Source organism: Enterobacter sp. DC4 (assembly GCF_000568095.1).
In the GTDB taxonomy this organism is placed as follows: domain Bacteria; phylum Pseudomonadota; class Gammaproteobacteria; order Enterobacterales; family Enterobacteriaceae; genus Enterobacter; species Enterobacter pseudoroggenkampii.
This window is the reverse complement of record NZ_AZUB01000007.1, coordinates 137,784-154,905: the sequence shown is the minus strand read 5'-3', so window position 1 is coordinate 154,905 and position 17,122 is coordinate 137,784. Positions and strand designations below refer to the sequence as shown.

19 protein-coding genes are annotated in these 17,122 nt (G+C 56.6%); 10 read left to right on the top strand and 9 right to left on the bottom strand.

What is annotated here, in order from left to right:
• Positions 1 to 9: 9 nt before the first annotated feature.
• From secF to P349_RS05255, 3 genes are all read left to right on the top strand, one after another.
• The gene (secF, locus tag P349_RS05245; RefSeq protein WP_024906803.1) at positions 10 to 981 is read left to right on the top strand and encodes a protein translocase subunit SecF; all 972 of its coding nucleotides are present in this window, start codon (positions 10 to 12) and stop codon (positions 979 to 981) included.
• 142 nt (positions 982 to 1,123) lie between these two features.
• Entirely contained in the window at positions 1,124 to 1,489 is a 366-nt protein-coding gene (locus P349_RS05250) for a VOC family protein (protein WP_032646150.1), read from the top strand.
• A gap of 14 nt (positions 1,490 to 1,503) precedes the next feature.
• Positions 1,504 to 2,184, top strand: a complete 681-nt coding sequence (locus P349_RS05255; RefSeq protein WP_032646151.1) for a helix-turn-helix transcriptional regulator — start codon at positions 1,504 to 1,506, stop codon at positions 2,182 to 2,184.
• A gap of 88 nt (positions 2,185 to 2,272) precedes the next feature.
• Here the strand turns inward: P349_RS05255 and P349_RS05260 are convergent, their stop codons facing one another.
• Both P349_RS05260 and P349_RS05265 read right to left on the bottom strand, forming a co-directional pair.
• The gene (locus P349_RS05260) at positions 2,273 to 3,151 is read right to left on the bottom strand and encodes a nucleoside-specific channel-forming protein Tsx (RefSeq protein WP_025912622.1); all 879 of its coding nucleotides are present in this window, start codon (positions 3,149 to 3,151) and stop codon (positions 2,273 to 2,275) included.
• Between the two features lie 267 nt (positions 3,152 to 3,418).
• On the bottom strand, positions 3,419 to 3,958 hold the full coding sequence (locus P349_RS05265) for a DUF3251 domain-containing protein (RefSeq protein ID WP_032646241.1): 540 nt from the start codon (positions 3,956 to 3,958) through the stop codon (positions 3,419 to 3,421).
• Between the two features lie 152 nt (positions 3,959 to 4,110).
• On the opposite strand from P349_RS05265, the gene nrdR reads away from it, so the two are divergent.
• The 5 genes from nrdR (at position 4,111) to thiL (ending at position 7,716) form a co-directional block, all read left to right on the top strand.
• The gene (gene nrdR / locus P349_RS05270; protein WP_008503337.1) at positions 4,111 to 4,560 is read left to right on the top strand and encodes a transcriptional regulator NrdR; all 450 of its coding nucleotides are present in this window, start codon (positions 4,111 to 4,113) and stop codon (positions 4,558 to 4,560) included.
• 4 nt (positions 4,561 to 4,564) lie between these two features.
• The gene (gene ribD / locus P349_RS05275; protein ID WP_032646152.1) at positions 4,565 to 5,668 is read left to right on the top strand and encodes a bifunctional diaminohydroxyphosphoribosylaminopyrimidine deaminase/5-amino-6-(5-phosphoribosylamino)uracil reductase RibD; all 1,104 of its coding nucleotides are present in this window, start codon (positions 4,565 to 4,567) and stop codon (positions 5,666 to 5,668) included.
• An 87-nt stretch (positions 5,669 to 5,755) separates the two neighbouring features.
• On the top strand, positions 5,756 to 6,226 hold the full coding sequence (ribH, locus tag P349_RS05280; protein ID WP_006176874.1) for a 6,7-dimethyl-8-ribityllumazine synthase: 471 nt from the start codon (positions 5,756 to 5,758) through the stop codon (positions 6,224 to 6,226).
• Positions 6,227 to 6,247: 21 nt separating this feature from the next.
• Positions 6,248 to 6,667, top strand: a complete 420-nt coding sequence (gene nusB, locus P349_RS05285) for a transcription antitermination factor NusB (RefSeq protein WP_024906809.1) — start codon at positions 6,248 to 6,250, stop codon at positions 6,665 to 6,667.
• Between the two features lie 77 nt (positions 6,668 to 6,744).
• Positions 6,745 to 7,716, top strand: a complete 972-nt coding sequence (gene thiL / locus P349_RS05290; RefSeq protein ID WP_032646153.1) for a thiamine-phosphate kinase — start codon at positions 6,745 to 6,747, stop codon at positions 7,714 to 7,716.
• Between the two features lie 101 nt (positions 7,717 to 7,817).
• Here thiL and P349_RS05295 read toward each other — a convergent pair whose 3' ends face one another.
• The 4 genes from P349_RS05295 to xseB all read right to left on the bottom strand — a co-directional run bounded on the left by P349_RS05295 (position 7,818) and on the right by xseB (position 11,886).
• Complete coding sequence (locus P349_RS05295; RefSeq protein ID WP_032646154.1) at positions 7,818 to 8,792, bottom strand: aldo/keto reductase; 975 nt, start codon at positions 8,790 to 8,792, stop codon at positions 7,818 to 7,820.
• A gap of 64 nt (positions 8,793 to 8,856) precedes the next feature.
• Positions 8,857 to 10,719 (bottom strand): 1-deoxy-D-xylulose-5-phosphate synthase, encoded by a 1,863-nt coding sequence (gene dxs / locus P349_RS05300; protein WP_032646155.1) that lies wholly within the window; start codon positions 10,717 to 10,719, stop codon positions 8,857 to 8,859.
• Between the two features lie 24 nt (positions 10,720 to 10,743).
• Positions 10,744 to 11,643 carry a (2E,6E)-farnesyl diphosphate synthase gene (gene ispA, locus P349_RS05305; RefSeq protein WP_032646156.1) on the bottom strand — a complete coding sequence of 300 codons (900 nt, stop codon included), beginning with the start codon at positions 11,641 to 11,643 and terminating at the stop codon, positions 10,744 to 10,746.
• A complete protein-coding gene (xseB, locus tag P349_RS05310) occupies positions 11,644 to 11,886 on the bottom strand; it encodes an exodeoxyribonuclease VII small subunit (protein WP_008503331.1) in 243 nt (80 codons plus the stop codon). It abuts the gene before it with no gap.
• 191 nt (positions 11,887 to 12,077) lie between these two features.
• Between xseB and thiI the strand changes: the two genes are divergently transcribed.
• Positions 12,078 to 13,526, top strand: a complete 1,449-nt coding sequence (gene thiI / locus P349_RS05315; RefSeq protein ID WP_032646157.1) for a tRNA uracil 4-sulfurtransferase ThiI — start codon at positions 12,078 to 12,080, stop codon at positions 13,524 to 13,526.
• 120 nt (positions 13,527 to 13,646) lie between these two features.
• Here thiI and yajL read toward each other — a convergent pair whose 3' ends face one another.
• Both yajL and panE read right to left on the bottom strand, forming a co-directional pair.
• A complete protein-coding gene (yajL, locus tag P349_RS05320; protein WP_032646159.1) occupies positions 13,647 to 14,240 on the bottom strand; it encodes a protein deglycase YajL in 594 nt (197 codons plus the stop codon).
• Positions 14,203 to 15,114, bottom strand: coding sequence for a 2-dehydropantoate 2-reductase (panE, locus tag P349_RS05325; RefSeq protein ID WP_032646160.1), 912 nt, complete (start codon positions 15,112 to 15,114; stop codon positions 14,203 to 14,205). Before panE ends, yajL begins: the two co-directional genes overlap by 38 nt.
• Positions 15,115 to 15,235: 121 nt before the next feature.
• Between panE and P349_RS05330 the strand changes: the two genes are divergently transcribed.
• Positions 15,236 to 15,727, top strand: a complete 492-nt coding sequence (locus P349_RS05330) for a YajQ family cyclic di-GMP-binding protein (protein WP_023334701.1) — start codon at positions 15,236 to 15,238, stop codon at positions 15,725 to 15,727.
• Positions 15,728 to 15,758: 31 nt separating this feature from the next.
• Here the strand turns inward: P349_RS05330 and P349_RS05335 are convergent, their stop codons facing one another.
• Positions 15,759 to 17,120: an MFS transporter gene (locus P349_RS05335; RefSeq protein WP_032646162.1), complete on the bottom strand. Its 1,362-nt coding sequence runs from the start codon at positions 17,118 to 17,120 to the stop codon at positions 15,759 to 15,761.
• Positions 17,121 to 17,122 lie beyond the last annotated feature (2 nt).

The following is a 17,122-nucleotide window of genomic DNA, read 5'->3' as shown; positions in this document are numbered from 1 at the left end:
GAGTGCGTTGTGGCACAGGAATATACTGTTGAACAATTGAACCACGGCCGTAAAGTCTGGGACTTTATGCGCTGGGACTACTGGGCCTTCGGCATTTCAGGTTTCCTGCTGATTCTGTCCATCGTCATTATGGGCGTGAAAGGCTTTAACTGGGGTCTCGATTTCACCGGTGGTACGGTTATCGAGATCTCCCTGGAAAAACCGGTCGATATGGACCAGATGCGCCTGTCTCTGCAGAAAGCGGGCTTTGAAGAGCCGCTGCTGCAGAACTTCGGCAGCAGCCGCGACATCATGGTGCGTATGCCGCCGGTGCACGATGCTAACGGCAGCCAGGAGCTGGGCAGTAAGGTTGTTAGCGTGATTAACGAAACAACCAGCCAGAACGCGGCGGTTAAGCGTATTGAGTTCGTCGGCCCAAGCGTGGGTGCTGACCTGGCCCAGACCGGCGCGATGGCGCTGCTGGTGGCGCTGATCTCCATCCTGGTATACGTCGGTTTCCGCTTTGAGTGGCGACTGGCGGCCGGTGTGGTTATCGCCCTGGCGCACGACGTGGTGATCACCATGGGCATACTGTCGCTGTTCCACATTGAGATTGACCTGACGATTGTGGCATCCCTGATGTCCGTTATCGGTTACTCACTGAACGACAGTATCGTGGTATCTGACCGTATCCGTGAAAACTTCCGTAAGATCCGTCGCGGTACGCCGTACGAAATCTTTAACGTGTCGTTGACCCAGACGCTGCACCGTACCTTGATCACATCCGGTACCACATTGATGGTGATCCTGATGCTGTTCCTCTTCGGTGGTCCGGTACTGGAAGGCTTCTCGCTGACCATGCTGATTGGTGTCACCATCGGTACGGCATCGTCTATCTACGTTGCGTCTGCACTGGCTCTGAAACTCGGCATGAAGCGCGAGCACCTGCTCCAGCAGAAAGTTGAGAAAGAAGGGGCGGATCAGCCGTCCATTCTGCCGTAAAGCGACGTTTAGCGCGTTATCGAAATCCCGGTCTGTTGACCGGGATTTTTTTTATCTGCTCCTGACAAACACTCCTGACAGTATGCTGTCAGGAGCCCTGTCGTAGACTCCTTCTGAACCCAAACAACAGTCAGGAGGATGTATGAAAAGCGTCATTAACTGGTTTGAAATTCCGGTCACGGATATGGATCGCGCCATCAAATTTTATGAGCCAGTGATGCAGCTCGCGCTGCGTCGCGAGAAAATGGACTGCGCTGAGCTGGCCGTTTTCCCACATGAGGATCCGGGTACCGGCGGGGCGCTGGCAAAATTTGACGGCGTTACACCGTCTTTGCAGGGCGCTATTATTTACCTGCATACTGACAATCTGGCGGCCACGCTCGATCGCATCGCCTCTGCGGGCGGCGAGTGCGTGTTTGGCCCGCTGGAACTGCCGCATGGCATTGGCACTATCGCATTGTTTACCGACAGCGAGGGTAACCGCGTCGGCCTCCATCAACCTGCCTGAGAGCGGAATAAGATATGACCCGACGCGCTGACCGTTTGTTTCAGATTGTGCAGATCCTGCGGGGCAGGCGTCTGACAACGGCAGCGCATCTGGCGGACCGGCTTGGCGTGTCCGAGCGCACGGTCTACCGCGATATCCGCGACCTGTCGCTTTCCGGTGTGCCGGTGGAAGGTGAGGCAGGGAGCGGATATCGGCTGATGTCGGGTTTTGACCTGCCGCCACTGATGCTGACAAATAAGGAATCTGAGGCGCTGATCGTCGCGATTCGCCTGCTCAAAACCTGGGGAGGCGAATCGCTGTCGCGCGAGCTGGAGTCGGCTCAGGAAAAGGTGCTGGCTATCCTGCCCGAGGAGAGTCGTCGAAAGGCGGAGCAGACGCGGATCTACGCCCCGGATTTTTGCATGCAAAGCCACTCCCGCAGCGACTTTGACAGGATTCATCAGGCGATTTCCGCCCAACAGGTGCTGGCGCTGCATTACCGTGATGAAGCAGGACAGCTGTCTAATCGTGAGGTTCAGCCGCTGGGGCTGTTCTTCTGGGGAGAGCGCTGGCTGCTGGCGGCGTGGTGTGAACGGCGCGATGACTATCGCTGTTTCCGGCTCGACCGGTGCCTCAATATTGTGACTACGGAAAGGCGGTTTAGCGAGAGTGCGGACAGGTCTCTGGCAGATTTTTTGCGGAAGGTGAGGCAGTAAAAAGCCGGGTGGCGGCTACGCCTTACCCGGCCTACATTTGGGTCGTAGGCCCGGTAAGCGTAGCGCCACCGGGCGAAACCCGCACTGATTAGAAGTTGTAACCTACAACCAGGTAACCACCCCAACCGGTAGAACGGACGTGTTCGTTCATCCATACCAGTTTAGCGTCGTCGTTCCACTGGCCGCCGTTGTGCCAGTAACGTGCCACAACAGAGTAATGCCAGTGATCGTAGTTCAGCGCCAGGATGTGGCTGGAGGCGATGGAGTCATTGGTACGCTGCTTAATACCGTTCTCTGCGTAACCGCTCTTATCGCCCAGATCTGAACCCCAGTCGAAGTTGGTGAAGCCGATATAGCTCAGGTTACCGCCCCACAGCTGGGTGATTGGCACAAAGTATTTCACTTTGAAACGATAGCCATCCCATTCGTTCTGGTTTTCAGCGCCATAGTTCTGCCACTGATATTTGGCATAGACGTTCAGAGACAGGCTCATTGGCAGGCCGGTGTCGATGTCCGTACCCAGACCCATATACCAGGTGCTCTGACGACCGGACTCGTTGCGGCCCATGTCGTAAATGTAGTTGTTCGCGAAGTACCACTCTTTGAACGGGCCGAAGCTCAGATCGGTGCCGGTCAGCTTGTCGATGGAGAAGCGTGGTTCGATTTCCATGAACAGAGGGGAGCCGTGGTTCCAGATACCTTTAGCCTGAGAGTTACCACCGAAGAAGACCGGTGCATCCATGTAACCGTAGAAATCAAACCAGTCTTTCTTGGCGAACGCTTCATATTCCAGGTAGGTATCGTTACGAATCTGTGGTCCGAAACGCGTGTGGTAGCTGCCGACCACGTTAACGCTCTGGTGCCACCAGTCGGAGAGGTATTGTGGTTTATCGTTTTCCGCTGCGTTAACAGTGAAAGAGGAAGAAAGTGCCAGCACGGCGCCAGCTGCGAGTAATGTTTTTTTCATAATCATGCCACTGATTGAAATTCCCTTCCGGGAGTGAAAAATGCGCGAATTGCGTTTCTAAATATTTCGTGTTTCTGCGGTGCCTATTATAGGAATCCCTGCTCACAAAAATATGTGTTGTTTCACATATCTCTCACACACGTAATCGATTGCGTTCACATTTGCGTACTTTAAACGGCCGGGATTGTAGCGGCAATCATTTATGTTGCCAATCCATACGAAATGTAAATGTTAGCGGAGTGACATTTCACTCCGCTAAAAGAGGGGTTACTGAGCGGCGGGCTGGATATCGTGAATGCGGATGAAACCTAACTGATCCGGAGTCAGTCCGTTAAGCTGCAGTGGAATGTCAACATCGCTCGGAGCCAGCACGCTGGCCGGTGCGGTGAACAGCTGACGGTTAACATTCACCTCCTGGTAGCTCTCCGTGGTGCCCTGGATCTGTCCCCATTCGACGGTGCCGCTGAAGGCTGGCAACGGATCGTTGGATTCTCCCTGGATGCGTAATGTTGCGCGAGTACCATTTGCATTCGCCGCCATGTTCACCAGAGACATTTTCAGCGTGCCAATCTGACTATTGAGACGCGCAGGCGTATTCGCCCCCGGTAGCAGATAAACCCCGCTGCTGGATTTAGCATTCAGCGCGTTTTGCTGGGTGATCTTCACCGTTTCTTTGTTCAGTTTGTCCATCGCCGTATTGAGCGTATTCACGCTCTGTTTCATCTGACGGACTTCGGTTTGCTGTGCACAGGCGCTAAGGGTGAAGAGGCTCCCCACCAGCAAAATTTTCAGGTAACGTCTTGTCATTGCGTTTATTTCCTTGAAATAACGGATCGTCCTAATGGTAGCCAGCATCATCGTGTCAGACATAGATCCTTTGTCTCAAAAAGCTCTTCCTTTGTTGTCAGGCCAGATCAGGGTAAAATGAAAATCAGTTAACCGGATAACAGGGATACCGTATGCATTGCCCATTCTGCTCCGCTGTGGATACCAAAGTCATCGACTCTCGTCTTGTGGGCGAAGGGTCATCCGTACGCCGTCGTCGGCAGTGTCTGGTGTGCAACGAGCGTTTCACGACCTTTGAGGTTGCTGAGCTGGTAATGCCGCGCGTGGTAAAAAGCAACGACGTGCGCGAGCCGTTTAACGAAGAGAAACTGCGCAGTGGGATGCTGAAGGCCCTGGAAAAACGTCCCGTCAGCGCGGACGACGTTGAAATGGCGTTAAACCACATAAAATCTTACCTTCGTGGTTTGGGTGAGCGTGAAGTGCCGAGCAAAATGATCGGCAACCTGGTGATGGAGCAGCTGAAAAAGCTCGATAAGGTCGCCTATATCCGCTTCGCCTCGGTCTACCGCAGTTTCGAAGATATCAAAGAGTTTGGCGAAGAGATCGCCCGCTTACAGGATTAAGCTCATGCAGGATGAGATTTACATGGCGAGAGCCATGAAGCTGGCGCAGCGCGGTCGTTTTACTACCCATCCTAACCCGAACGTCGGGTGCGTTATCGTCAAAGATGGCGAGATCGTGGGAGAGGGGTTTCACTATCGTGCCGGCGAACCGCATGCCGAGGTTCATGCGCTGCGCATGGCCGGCGAGAAGGCGCGCGGTGCTACGGCCTACGTCACGCTGGAGCCCTGCAGCCATCACGGGCGTACACCGCCGTGCTGCGAAGCGCTGATCGCGGCAGGTGTTTCGCGCGTGGTCGCATCGATGCAGGATCCGAATCCGCAGGTAGCCGGACGCGGTCTGTATCGCCTGCAGCAGGAAGGAATTGATGTCAGCCATGGCCTGATGATGCAGGACGCGGAAGCGCTCAACAAAGGCTTTCTGAAGCGCATGCGCACGGGGTTCCCGTATATTCAGCTCAAGCTGGGCGCCTCGCTGGACGGTCGTACGGCGATGGAAAACGGCGAAAGCCAGTGGATCACGTCGCCACAGGCAAGGCGCGATGTGCAACGTCTGCGCGCGCAAAGCCATGCTATTCTCACCAGCAGTGAAACCGTTCTGGCTGACGATCCGGCTATGACCGTGCGCTGGGACGAACTGAATGCCGATACTCAGGCGCTTTACCCGCAGGAGAACCTGCGTCAGCCGCTGCGTATTGTCATTGATAGCCAGAACCGGGTGACGCCGGAGCACCGCATCGTCCAGCAGCCGGGTGAAACCTGGATCGCCCGCACTAAAGAAGATACGCGCGAATGGCCGGAAGGCGTGCGCAGCATTATGGTGCCGGAGCATAACGGTCATCTGGATCTGGTGGTGCTGATGATGCTGCTCGGCAAGCAGCAGGTGAACAGCATCTGGGTCGAAGCCGGGCCAACGCTCGCCGGTGCGCTCTTACAGGCCGGACTGGTGGATGAACTGATTGTTTACGTTGCGCCTAAACTGTTAGGTCACGATGCGCGCGGCCTGTTTGTGCTGCCTGGCCTTGAAAAACTGGCCGACGCACCGCAACTCAAATTTAGCGAGATTCGTCCGGTAGGTCCGGATGTCTGCCTCCACTTAACGACAGCGTAATTGCTCCTGAAATAGGGAAGCAGTGCGCAAAGTATTATGATAAAATCCGCCCCCCTGCGGGGCCAAATGAACCCGTAAAGGAAGAGTATGAACATTATTGAAGCTGCTGTAGCTACCCCGGACGCTCGCGTCGCCATCACCATTGCGCGTTTCAACAACTTCATCAACGACAGCCTGCTGGAAGGTGCTATTGACGCCCTGAAACGTATCGGCCAGGTTAAAGATGACAACATTACCGTTGTTTGGGTTCCAGGCGCTTACGAACTGCCACTGGCGGCGGGCGCTCTGGCGAAAACCGGTAAATATGACGCGGTGATTGCACTGGGTACCGTTATTCGTGGCGGCACTGCGCACTTCGAATACGTTGCGGGCGGTGCAAGCAACGGTCTGGCACACGTTGCGCAGGATGCTGAAATTCCTGTCGCGTTCGGCGTGCTGACCACCGAAAGTATTGAACAAGCCATCGAACGTGCTGGCACCAAAGCCGGTAACAAAGGTGCAGAAGCTGCACTGACCGCGCTTGAAATGATCAATGTATTGAAAGCCATCAAGGCCTGATTTTTTTGTAAGGGGAATTCCGTGAAACCTGCTGCTCGTCGCCGCGCCCGTGAATGTGCCGTCCAGGCACTTTACTCCTGGCAGTTGTCCCAGAACGACATCTCTGATGTTGAATACCAGTTCCTGTCAGAACAGGACGTGAAAGACGTTGACGTTCTGTACTTCCGTGAACTGCTGTCGGGAGTGGCGACTAATAGCGCGTATCTCGATGGTCTGATGAAGCCTTATCTGTCCCGTCTGCTCGAAGAGCTGGGCCAGGTAGAAAAAGCAGTGTTGCGTATTGCGCTGTTTGAGCTGTCTAAACGTGATGATGTGCCGTATAAAGTGGCCATCAACGAAGCGATCGAACTGGCGAAAACCTTCGGCGCTGAAGACAGCCATAAGTTTGTAAACGGCGTACTTGATAAAGCAGCTCCTGCGATCCGTCCCCACAAAAAGTGATCCGCAAACCGGAGTCCTGCATTGCCTGACGGGCAGTGCGGCTCCGGTTTTTTCTTTTATTTGCTGAGGCATAACGTATGGCATGCGGCGAATTCTCCCTGATTGCCCGTTATTTCGACCGTGTCAGAACCTCTCGTCTTGATGTTGAAACCGGCATTGGCGATGACTGTGCACTTCTCAATATTCCCGAAAAACAGACGCTGGCAATCAGCACCGACACCTTAGTGTGCGGCCGTCATTTCTTACCGGATATCGATCCTGCCGATCTGGCGTATAAAGCGCTGGCAGTGAACGTCAGCGATCTGGCGGCGATGGGTGCCGATCCTGCGTGGCTGACGCTGGCTTTGACCCTGCCAAAGGTGGATGAAGCCTGGCTGGAAGCCTTTAGCGATGCGCTGTTTGAGCAGCTTAGCTACTATGATATGCAGCTGATTGGCGGTGATACCACTGCCGGTCCGCTGTCGATGACGCTGGCGATCCACGGCTACGTGCCGCTTGGCCGCGCGCTGAAGCGCTCAGGCGCAAAACCCGGTGACTGGATCTACGTGACCGGTACGCCGGGCGACAGCGCGGCAGGGCTGGCGATCCTTCAGAACCGTTTAACGGTTGAAGATGCTGATGATGCGGCATATCTGGTGAAACGCCATCTGCGGCCAACACCGCGTATCTTGCACGGCCAGGCGCTGCGCGAGCGGGCAAGCTCGGCTATCGATCTCTCTGACGGGCTGATCTCGGACCTCGGCCATATTCTGAAGGCCAGCGGCGTCGGCGCGCGCGTTGACCTGGATCTGTTCCCACTGTCTGAGCAACTGCTTCGCCATGTAGAGCCTGAGCAGGCCCTGCGCTGGGCGCTGTCCGGTGGTGAAGACTACGAACTGTGCTTCACGGTGCCTGAGCTCAACCGCGGAACGCTGGATGTGGCGTTAGCGCATCTCGGCGCGAAATTTACCTGCATCGGTCAGATCATGCCGGAGAGTGAAGGGCTGAAGTTTGTCAAAGACGGTGAGCCGGTTACGCTGGACTGGAAAGGGTACGATCACTTCGCGTAAGTTTGTGCGCTCTGTATTGCCGGGTGGCGCTGCGCTTACCCGGCCTACAAATAGGGTGCGATCGTAGGCCGGGTAAGGCGAAGCCGCCACCCGGCGAGTGTTTACTTAAACCCCACCACCGGATGCTGCTGATACGGCGTCTCAAGCTCGGCAATCTGCTCCGGCGTCAGCGTGATGTCCACCGCATTCAGCAGCTCATCCAGCTGCTCTTCCCGGGATGTGCCGATAATCGGCGCCGCGACGCCGCGTTTTCCCAGCAGCCAGGCCAGCGCCACCTGGGCGCGGGTTGCCCCGGTATCGTCGGCAATTCCGGCTAAGCGTTCGGCAATTAGCGCATCGCTGGCTTCTGTACCGCCATACAGATTTTTTCCCACTTCATCCGATACCAGACGGGCCGTGGTTTCTCCCCACGGACGGGTCAGTCGACCGCGCGCCAGCGGGCTCCACGGGATCACCGCCACGCCCTCCTGATGGCACAGCGGCAACATCTCGCGCTCTTCTTCACGATAGATCAAGTTGTAGTGATCCTGCATGGTGACGAAGCGCGCCCAGCCGTGCTGCGCCTGGAGATCCAGCGCCTGAGCAAACTGCGACGCGTGCATAGACGACGCACCGATGTAGCGTGCTTTACCGGCTTTGACCACGTCGTTCAGCGCTTCAAGCGTCTCCTCGACTGGCGTGTTGTAATCCCAGCGGTGAATTTGCAGCAGGTCTACGTAATCCATGTTCAGGCGCCTAAGGCTGTCATCAATGGATCGCAGGATCTGTGCGCGAGAAAGGCCCTCAGCCAGGTCGCCTACCGGATAGTAGACCTTGGTGGCGACGACGATGTCATCACGACGGGCAAAATCGCGCAGGGCGCGGCCAACAATCTCCTCGCTGCTGCCGTCGGAGTAGCTGTTGGCGGTGTCAAAGAAGTTAATGCCGCCCTTGATGGCGCGTTTGATAATCGGACGGCTGCTCTCTTCCGGCAGCGTCCAGGCGTGGTTTCCCCGATCGGGTTCGCCAAAGGTCATGCATCCCAGACAAAGTCGGGAAACCTTAAGGTCCGTTTTTCCTAATGTTGTGTATTGCACGGTTCCGCTCCTGCTGTTTAAACACCAGGTTTAAGCATAGCAGGAGCGGAAAAGGGGGAAGGGGTCAGTCCAGCCAGCGGCGGATTTTAGCTTCGATACCGGCGGCGTCCAGGCCAACAGCCGCACGGGCTTCATCCTGGGTACCCTGAGGAATGAAATGATCTGGCAGGCCGAGGTTCAACACCGGCACGGCTTTACGATTTGCCATCAGCACCTCGTTCACGCCGCTGCCCGCGCCGCCCATAATGGCGTTTTCTTCCAGCGTGACCAGCACGTCATGCGTCTCCGCCATACTCAGGATCAGCGATTCGTCGAGCGGTTTCACAAAGCGCATGTCCACCAGGGTGGCATTCAGCGCTTCAGCCGCTTTCGCCGCCTCTGGCATCAGCGTGCCGAAGTTCAGGATCGCAACTCTTTCACCGCGACGCTTCACCAGACCTTTACCGATCGGCAGTTTTTCCAGCGGCTGGAGCTCAACGCCCACCGCATTGCCGCGCGGGTAGCGAACGGCGCTTGGGCCATCCTGGTAGTGGTAGCCGGTAAACAGCATCTGACGACATTCGTTCTCGTCGCTTGGCGTCATGACGACCATGTCCGGAATACAGCGCAGGAACGACAGGTCAAACGCGCCCTGGTGCGTCTGGCCGTCGGCACCGACGATGCCTGCACGATCGATAGCAAACAGCACCGGCAGCTTCTGAATCGCCACGTCGTGGATCACCTGATCGTAGGCGCGCTGCAGGAAGGTGGAATAGATCGCGACAACCGGCTTGTAGCCGCCAATGGCCAGGCCCGCCGCAAACGTCACCGCATGCTGCTCGGCAATGGCAACGTCAAAATACTGGTCAGGGTATTTTCTGGAGAACTCCACCATGCCGGAGCCTTCACGCATGGCCGGGGTGATCGCCATCAGCTTGTTGTCTTTCGCGGCGGTTTCGCACAGCCAGTCGCCGAATATTTTTGAATAGCTCGGCATGCCGCCGCTGCTTTTTGGCAGACAGCCGCTGGACGGGTCAAATTTCGGTACCGCGTGGAAGGTGATCGGATCTTTTTCCGCCGGTTCGTAGCCACGCCCTTTTTTGGTCATGATGTGCAGGAACTGCGGGCCTTTCAGGTCGCGCATGTTCTTGAGCGTGGTCACCAGACCGAGCACGTCATGGCCGTCAACCGGGCCGATATAGTTAAAGCCCAGCTCTTCAAACAGGGTGCCCGGCACGACCATGCCTTTGATGTGCTCTTCGGTACGCTTGAGCAGCTCTTTGATTGGCGGCACGCCGGAGAAGACTTTCTTGCCGCCTTCACGCAGCGAGGAGTAAAGCTTGCCGGAGAGCAGCTGCGCCAGATGGTTGTTCAGCGCGCCGACGTTCTCGGAAATCGACATTTCGTTATCGTTAAGGATAACCAGCATGTCCGGCTTGATGTCGCCCGCATGGTTCATGGCCTCAAAGGCCATACCGGCGGTGATGGCACCGTCGCCAATCACGCAGACGGTGCGGCGCTGCTTGTTCTCTTTTTCGGCGGCAACGGCAATCCCGATGCCCGCCGAAATGGAGGTAGAGGAGTGGCCGACGCTCAGCACGTCGTACTCGCTCTCACCGCGCCACGGGAACGGGTGCAGGCCGCCTTTCTGACGAATGGTGCCAATTTTATCGCGACGTCCGGTCAGAATTTTGTGCGGATAAGCCTGGTGGCCTACGTCCCAGATGAGCTGATCGAACGGCGTGTTATAGACATAGTGCAGCGCCACGGTCAGCTCTACCGTGCCAAGCCCGGAGGCGAAATGGCCGCTGGAGCGGCTAACGCTGTCGAGCAGGTAGCGACGCAGCTCGTCGCACAGCTTCGGCAGGCTCTCTTTCGGCAGCAGACGTAACTCCTGGGTGGAGTCAACTAACGCCAGTGTCGGGTATTTGGCAATATCAAAACTCATCAAAGGCTCATCGAGATATATAGTTTATTTATCACGCTGGATTATATAGTCCGCTAGCGCTTCCAGTGCCGAGGTATCCAGCGATTGCGCGGCCAGTTCATTTAGCGACTGGTGGGCATCGTCAATCAGATCCCGGGCTTTACGTTGGGCTTGCTCAAGGCCCAGCAGGGCGGGGTAGGTACTTTTGCCAAGCTGCTGGTCCGCACCCTGACGTTTACCCAATGTTGCAGTATCGCCCACCACATCCAGAATGTCATCCTGAACCTGGAATGCCAGACCGATACTTTCTGCGTATCTGTCCAGAATCGGCAGGGCTTTGCGCCCTTGCTCACCCGCGCTCAGCGCGCCCAGGCGAACGGCGGAACGGATCAACGCCCCTGTTTTATGGCGATGAATACGCTCCAGCTGTTCCAGATTAACCTGACGTCCTTCCGCTTCAAGATCCAGCGCCTGTCCGCCGCACATGCCGGCCACGCCGCTGGCCATTGCCAGCTCGGAGATCATCGCCAGGCGGTCACGGTCAGCCACTTCCGCCATCGGCGCGTCGCTCAAAATCGAGAACGCCAGCGTTTGCAGGGCATCACCCGCCAGAATGGCATTCGCCTCGCCAAACTTGATATGGCAGGTGGGTTGACCCCGACGTAAATCGTCGTCGTCCATGGCCGGGAGATCGTCGTGGATCAGCGAGTAGGCATGGATGCACTCAACGGCGGCTGCCGGGGCGTCCAGCGTGTTATCGCTGATGCCAAACATATTGCCTGTGGCGTACACCAGGAACGGGCGCAGGCGCTTTCCACCCAAGAGTGCGCCATAGTGCATGGCTTCAACCAGTGGAGTGTTCTGAAAAGGCTGTGGCGCGATAAAACGGCGCAGGGCGTCGTTGGCGCGTACGACACGCGCCTGAAGCTCATTGGCAAAATCCATTTACTCGGCGTCCGGTGTGAAAGGCGTGGTTTTTGCGTCTTCGCTGTCGGAAAGCAGGATCTGCACGCGCTGCTCGGCCTGCTGCAGCTTGACCTGCCCCTGGCGCGCCAGCTGCACGCCACGCTCGAATTCGTTGAGCGCCTCTTCCAGCGGGAGATCGCCGCTCTCAAGACGGGTAACAATTTGCTCCAGTTCACTCAGCGCAGTTTCGAAACTGGCCGGTGCGTCGTTCTTCTTCGGCATAGTGAATTGACTCTTATATTCTCAGCCCCGACATGGTAACGGACTCAGGGCAATTATCAAATAACGCGCAATGTGCACAGGAGCGGCGCGATGGTGGTATACTTGCGCGCCTGGATGCAGCCACGGGTGTGGGCTGCTGTACTCTTTTCCATTACAAGCCTTAATACGCTTGCCTAAGAAACATTGCCGCCATGAAGTTTATCATTAAATTGTTCCCTGAAATCACCATCAAAAGCCAATCTGTGCGTTTGCGCTTTATTAAAATTCTCACCGGGAACATTCGTAACGTATTAAAGCACTACGACGAAACCCTCGCCGTGGTGCGCCACTGGGACCATGTGGAGGTCCGTGCCAAAGACGAAAACAAACGTCAGGATATTCGCGACGCCCTGACCCGTATTCCGGGTATCCACCATATCCTGGAAGTGGAAGATGTCCCGTTCAGCGATATGCACGATATCTTCGAGAAAGCGCTGGTCCAGTACCGCGACCAGATCGAAGGCAAAACCTTCTGCGTGCGTGTAAAGCGTCGCGGCAAGCACGAGTTCAGCTCCATTGAAGTGGAGCGTTACGTCGGCGGCGGTTTGAACCAGCACGTTGAGACGGCGCGCGTACGTCTGACTAACCCGGACGTGACCGTCAATCTGGAGATCGAAAACGATCGCCTGCTGCTGGTGAAAGGGCGCTATGAAGGCATCGGCGGCTTCCCGATCGGCACCCAGGAAGACGTCCTGTCCCTGATCTCCGGCGGCTTCGACTCCGGCGTCTCCAGCTATATGCTGATGCGCCGCGGCTGCCGCGTACACTACTGCTTCTTCAACCTGGGCGGCGCGGCGCACGAGATCGGCGTTCGTCAGGTGGCACATTACCTGTGGAACCGCTTCGGCAGCTCTCATCGCGTGCGTTTCGTGGCAATTAACTTCGAACCTGTGGTTGGCGAAATCCTCGAAAAAGTAGACGACGGCCAGATGGGCGTCATCCTGAAGCGCATGATGGTGCGCGCGGCGTCCAAAGTGGCTGAACGCTACGGCGTGCAGGCGCTGGTCACCGGCGAAGCGCTAGGCCAGGTTTCCAGCCAGACGCTGACCAACCTGCGTCTGATCGACAACGTGTCTGATACGCTGATCCTGCGTCCGCTGATCTCTCACGATAAAGAACACATCATCGATCTGGCGCGCGAAATCGGCACCGAAGATTTTGCCCGCACCATGCCGGAATACTGCGGTGTGATCTCAAAAAGCCCAACGGTGAAAGCGGTGAAGGCGAAGATCGAAGCGGAAGAAGAGCACTTCGATTTCAGCATTCTGGAAAAAGTGGTGGCGGAAGCGTCCAATATTGATATCCGCGAGATTGCCCAGCAGACCGAGCAGGAAGTGGTAGAAGTGGAAACCGTGAGCGGTTTCGGCGCTAACGATGCGATTCTGGATATCCGCTCTATTGACGAGCAGGATGACAAGCCGCTGAAGGTTGAAGGCGTCGACGTGGTTTCTCTGCCGTTCTACAAGCTGAGCACCAAGTTTGGCGATCTCGACCAGAGCAAAACGTACCTGCTGTGGTGTGAGCGCGGGGTGATGAGCCGCCTGCAGGCGCTGTATCTGCGCGAGCAGGGCTTTGCGAATGTGAAGGTGTATCGTCCGTAGCGTGCGGCCTGATGCCCTCACCCCGACCCTCTCCCACAGGGAGAGGGCGCAAACATTAAAAACGGCAACCTTTGGTTGCCGTTTTGCTTTTACCTCGCGCCACCCGGCTTTTTTTATGCACTACTCTTCATAATAATTATAAATCCCCGCCGGCATCACCAGCGACGATGCCACTTCGTACGCCTTTTCTCGCCCGACCAGCAGGTCAATAATCTTTAAGCCAAAATCAATTGCGGTGCCGGGTCCCTGGCTGGTCAGCAGGTTGACGCGCGGGTCCCAGACGACGCGTTTATCCACCCAATGCTCATCCGGGATCGTATCCTTAAGCCCCGGGAAGCCGGTCATGTTGCCGATAGGGAAGATATCGTGCGGAATCAGCACCGTGCCGGCGGCGGCACAGATAGCGGCGACGATGCGGCCGGATAAATGAAACTGACGCACGGTCTCAACCAGCAGCGGGCTGTCGCGAAAACATTCCGCGCCTTTCAGGCCACCGGGCAAAACGATGATGTCGTAATCCCCGTCGGCTACCTGCACGAGCGGGGCATCCGCGAGCAGCTTCACGCCACGCGAGCAGGTAATAGCCAGGCTGCCGTCGCTGGCGACGCTGGCGGTTGTCACCTTAATGCCACCGCGCACCATCAAATCAATGGTGGTGACCGCTTCCATCTCTTCGCTACCAGGGGCGAGGCAGATCAGGGCTGACGCGCTCATATTCACTCTCCTTACGTTTAACCAGGTCATACAGACGGGCGTTTTCCGGCACCGCGATGCCGTGCGCGCGGGCGCGTTTTAGCAGATAACCGGTGATATAGTCGATCTCCGTGTGGCGTAATGCCCGAACATCCTGCAGCATCGAGGAGATGTTTTCTGCCGTGCTCTCAATGACCTGCTCGACATAACAGCGCAAATCGTCCGCCGACGTGTGCAGCCCTTCCCGCTCAACGACCGCCGCGATTTCTGCACACAGCACCGCAACGTCCTGTGGATGATTTTTCAGCTCTCCGTTCGGACAGTTCCACAGCGCCGTCAGCGGATTGATCACGCAGTTTACGGCCAGCTTGCGCCAGAGCTGAGGACGAATATGGTTATGCCAGGCCACGTCCGGCAGCACCTTCTGCAGCACATCGGCCAGATAGCTGTAGTCGCCATCCTGCGTTCTGGCGGGTCCAATGTGCGTCACCCCGCTGGCGACATGCACGATGATGTTGCCGTCGCGACGGGCAGCGTGCGTGGTCGTCGCCATCAGCAGGGGCTGCGGAACGCTTTTCAGCTCGTCAAGGGTCCCCATGCCGTTATGCAGCAGCAGTATGGGCGAAGTGGGGGGGAGCTGGGCGGACAGCGTCTTTACCGCGTCTGAGACCTGCCACGCTTTGAGCGTCACCAGTAAAAGGTCACTTTGCGCCAGGAAATCAGGATCGTTCGCGGTGAGGGATTCGTTAAAGATGCTTCCGTCTTCACCAATCAGGTTTACACTGCAATAGGGCTGGGGCACGCGCAGCCAGCCCTGAACCTCATGTCCGTGCTTGCACAGCGCGGTCAGCCACAGCTGACCAAGGGCTCCACATCCGAGCACTGTAATTTTCATTGTTCCTCCTCACCTGCAACTGCGCCAGGTGTTACAGCTTAATTATACAGCTAAGCTTCTGTTGAGTTATGCCTCGTAGCGGGTATTATGCAACGCAACAAAAGTGAAGGGAGAAGAAAAGATGCCATCTTTCGATATTGTTTCCGAAGTTGATATCCAGGAAGTTCGCAACGGCGTTGAGAACGCAACCCGCGAAGTTGAGTCACGTTTCGATTTTCGTGGCGTTGAGGCGTCGTTTGAGCTGAACGATGCAAATAAGACCATCAAGGTGCTGAGCGAGTCTGATTTCCAGGTAAATCAGCTGCTCGACATTCTGCGCGCCAAGCTGTTAAAGCGCGGCATCGAAGGGACGTCTCTGGATGTACCGGAAGAGTTTGTGCACAGCGGTAAGAACTGGTTTGTTGAAGCTAAGCTGAAGCAGGGCATCGAGAGCGCGGTGCAGAAGAAGATTGTGAAGCTCATCAAAGACAGCAAGCTGAAAGTGCAGGCGCAGATCCAGGGCGAAGAGATTCGCGTCACCGGGAAATCCCGCGACGACCTCCAGTCCGTGATGGCGCTGGTGCGCGGCGGCGATCTGGGACAACCGTTCCAGTTTAAAAACTTCCGCGATTAATATAAAAAGCCCGGTTAAACCGGGCTTTTTTTCACGCGTTGAGCGCCTGCTCAACTTCGAAGCGGTTGGTCATTTTACTGTCTATTTTGACGTAAGCGCTGCGCTCTTCGGGGACAATCAGCACTTCTGTCACGCCTACTTTTGCTTCCAGACGCTGTTTCAGCGCATCGTTAATCTCAACGTCATTCGGGATTTCCACGCGCAGGCTGCTCACGTAGCGCGGCTCTTTCATGGTGCTGGCGACCAGCAGCCAGATTGTCGCCAACAGCGCACCGGCGAGAAACACGGTTTGTGAATCAAACAGGCCGTCCACCCAGCCGCCAAGCGAGCCGCCGATTGCCACGCCGAGAAACTGGCTGGTGGAGTAGATGCCCATCGCGGTACCTTTATACCCGGCGGGGGACTCTTTGCTGATAAGCGACGGGAGCAACGCTTCCATCAGGTTAAAGGCCAGGAAGAACAGCTGCACGCCGGCAATCAGCTCCCAGAAGTGCGGGCCGGCACCCCAGAGCACGATTTCTGCAATCAGCAGTATCGCCACGCAGCCCACGAAGACGCGCTTCATTTTGCGCTTCACTTCGGCGTAGATGATGAACGGCACGACGGAGACAAACGAAATCAGCATCGTGACCAGATAGATTTTCCAGTGCTCAGCAGCCGGAAAACCCGCTGCGGCAAGCTGGCCGGGCAGGGCAACAAAGGTCGACATCAGCAGGATGTGCAAACACATAATGCCAAAATTCAGCTTCAGCAGGCGCGGCTCGACAATCACTTTGCTGAAGCAGCCTTTTACCATCCCCGACTCACGGTTGAGGACGTGGTTTTTGCTGTCCGGAACCACCCACAGGGTTAAGGCAATACCGATGGTCGCCAGCACGGCAATCATCCAGAACAGCGCGTGCAGACCCAATGTGTGCGTAATAATGGGGCCCAGCACCATCGCAATCGCAAACGTCACGCCAAAACTCACGCCGATGAACGCCATCGCTTTAGTGCGGTTCTGCTCGCGGGTTAAGTCTGACAACAGCGCCATCACCGCAGCGGCAATCGCGCCGGAACCCTGCAGGGCGCGGCCGAGAATAATTCCCCAGATGGAGTGGGAGAGGGCGGCAATGACGCTCCCGAGCACAAAGACCAGCAGCCCACCAACGATCAGCGGCTTTCGGCCCACCCGGTCAGAGAGCAGGCCAAACGGGATCTGGAACACCGCCTGCGCCAGACCGTAGATGCCGATTGCGAGCCCAATCAGCGCCTCGCTGGCCCCCTGCAGCGCCATACCGTACGTGGTCAGAACAGGCAGGACCATAAACATGCCAAGCATCCGTAGCGAGAAGACAGTCCCTAAGCCCCAGGTCGCGCGAAGCTCGCCTGGCGTCATTTTATAATCGTTCATTA

Bases quoted from the DNA above. Each gene is read 5' to 3' on its own strand.
- P349_RS05250 (WP_032646150.1), top strand. From the start codon at position 1,124: ATGAAAAGCGTCATTAACTGGTTTGAAATTCCGGTCACGGATATGGAT.
- P349_RS05255 (WP_032646151.1), top strand. From the start codon at position 1,504: ATGACCCGACGCGCTGACCGTTTGTTTCAGATTGTGCAGATCCTGCGG.
- P349_RS05260 (WP_025912622.1), bottom strand. From the start codon at position 3,151: ATGAAAAAAACATTACTCGCAGCTGGCGCCGTGCTGGCACTTTCTTCC.
- P349_RS05265 (WP_032646241.1), bottom strand. From the start codon at position 3,958: ATGACAAGACGTTACCTGAAAATTTTGCTGGTGGGGAGCCTCTTCACC.
- nrdR (WP_008503337.1), top strand. From the start codon at position 4,111: ATGCATTGCCCATTCTGCTCCGCTGTGGATACCAAAGTCATCGACTCT.
- ribD (WP_032646152.1), top strand. From the start codon at position 4,565: ATGCAGGATGAGATTTACATGGCGAGAGCCATGAAGCTGGCGCAGCGC.
- ribH (WP_006176874.1), top strand. From the start codon at position 5,756: ATGAACATTATTGAAGCTGCTGTAGCTACCCCGGACGCTCGCGTCGCC.
- thiL (WP_032646153.1), top strand. From the start codon at position 6,745: ATGGCATGCGGCGAATTCTCCCTGATTGCCCGTTATTTCGACCGTGTC.
- dxs (WP_032646155.1), bottom strand. From the start codon at position 10,719: ATGAGTTTTGATATTGCCAAATACCCGACACTGGCGTTAGTTGACTCC.
- ispA (WP_032646156.1), bottom strand. From the start codon at position 11,643: ATGGATTTTGCCAATGAGCTTCAGGCGCGTGTCGTACGCGCCAACGAC.
- xseB (WP_008503331.1), bottom strand. From the start codon at position 11,886: ATGCCGAAGAAGAACGACGCACCGGCCAGTTTCGAAACTGCGCTGAGT.
- thiI (WP_032646157.1), top strand. From the start codon at position 12,078: ATGAAGTTTATCATTAAATTGTTCCCTGAAATCACCATCAAAAGCCAA.
- yajL (WP_032646159.1), bottom strand. From the start codon at position 14,240: ATGAGCGCGTCAGCCCTGATCTGCCTCGCCCCTGGTAGCGAAGAGATG.
- panE (WP_032646160.1), bottom strand. From the start codon at position 15,114: ATGAAAATTACAGTGCTCGGATGTGGAGCCCTTGGTCAGCTGTGGCTG.
- P349_RS05330 (WP_023334701.1), top strand. From the start codon at position 15,236: ATGCCATCTTTCGATATTGTTTCCGAAGTTGATATCCAGGAAGTTCGC.
- P349_RS05335 (WP_032646162.1), bottom strand. From the start codon at position 17,120: ATGAACGATTATAAAATGACGCCAGGCGAGCTTCGCGCGACCTGGGGC.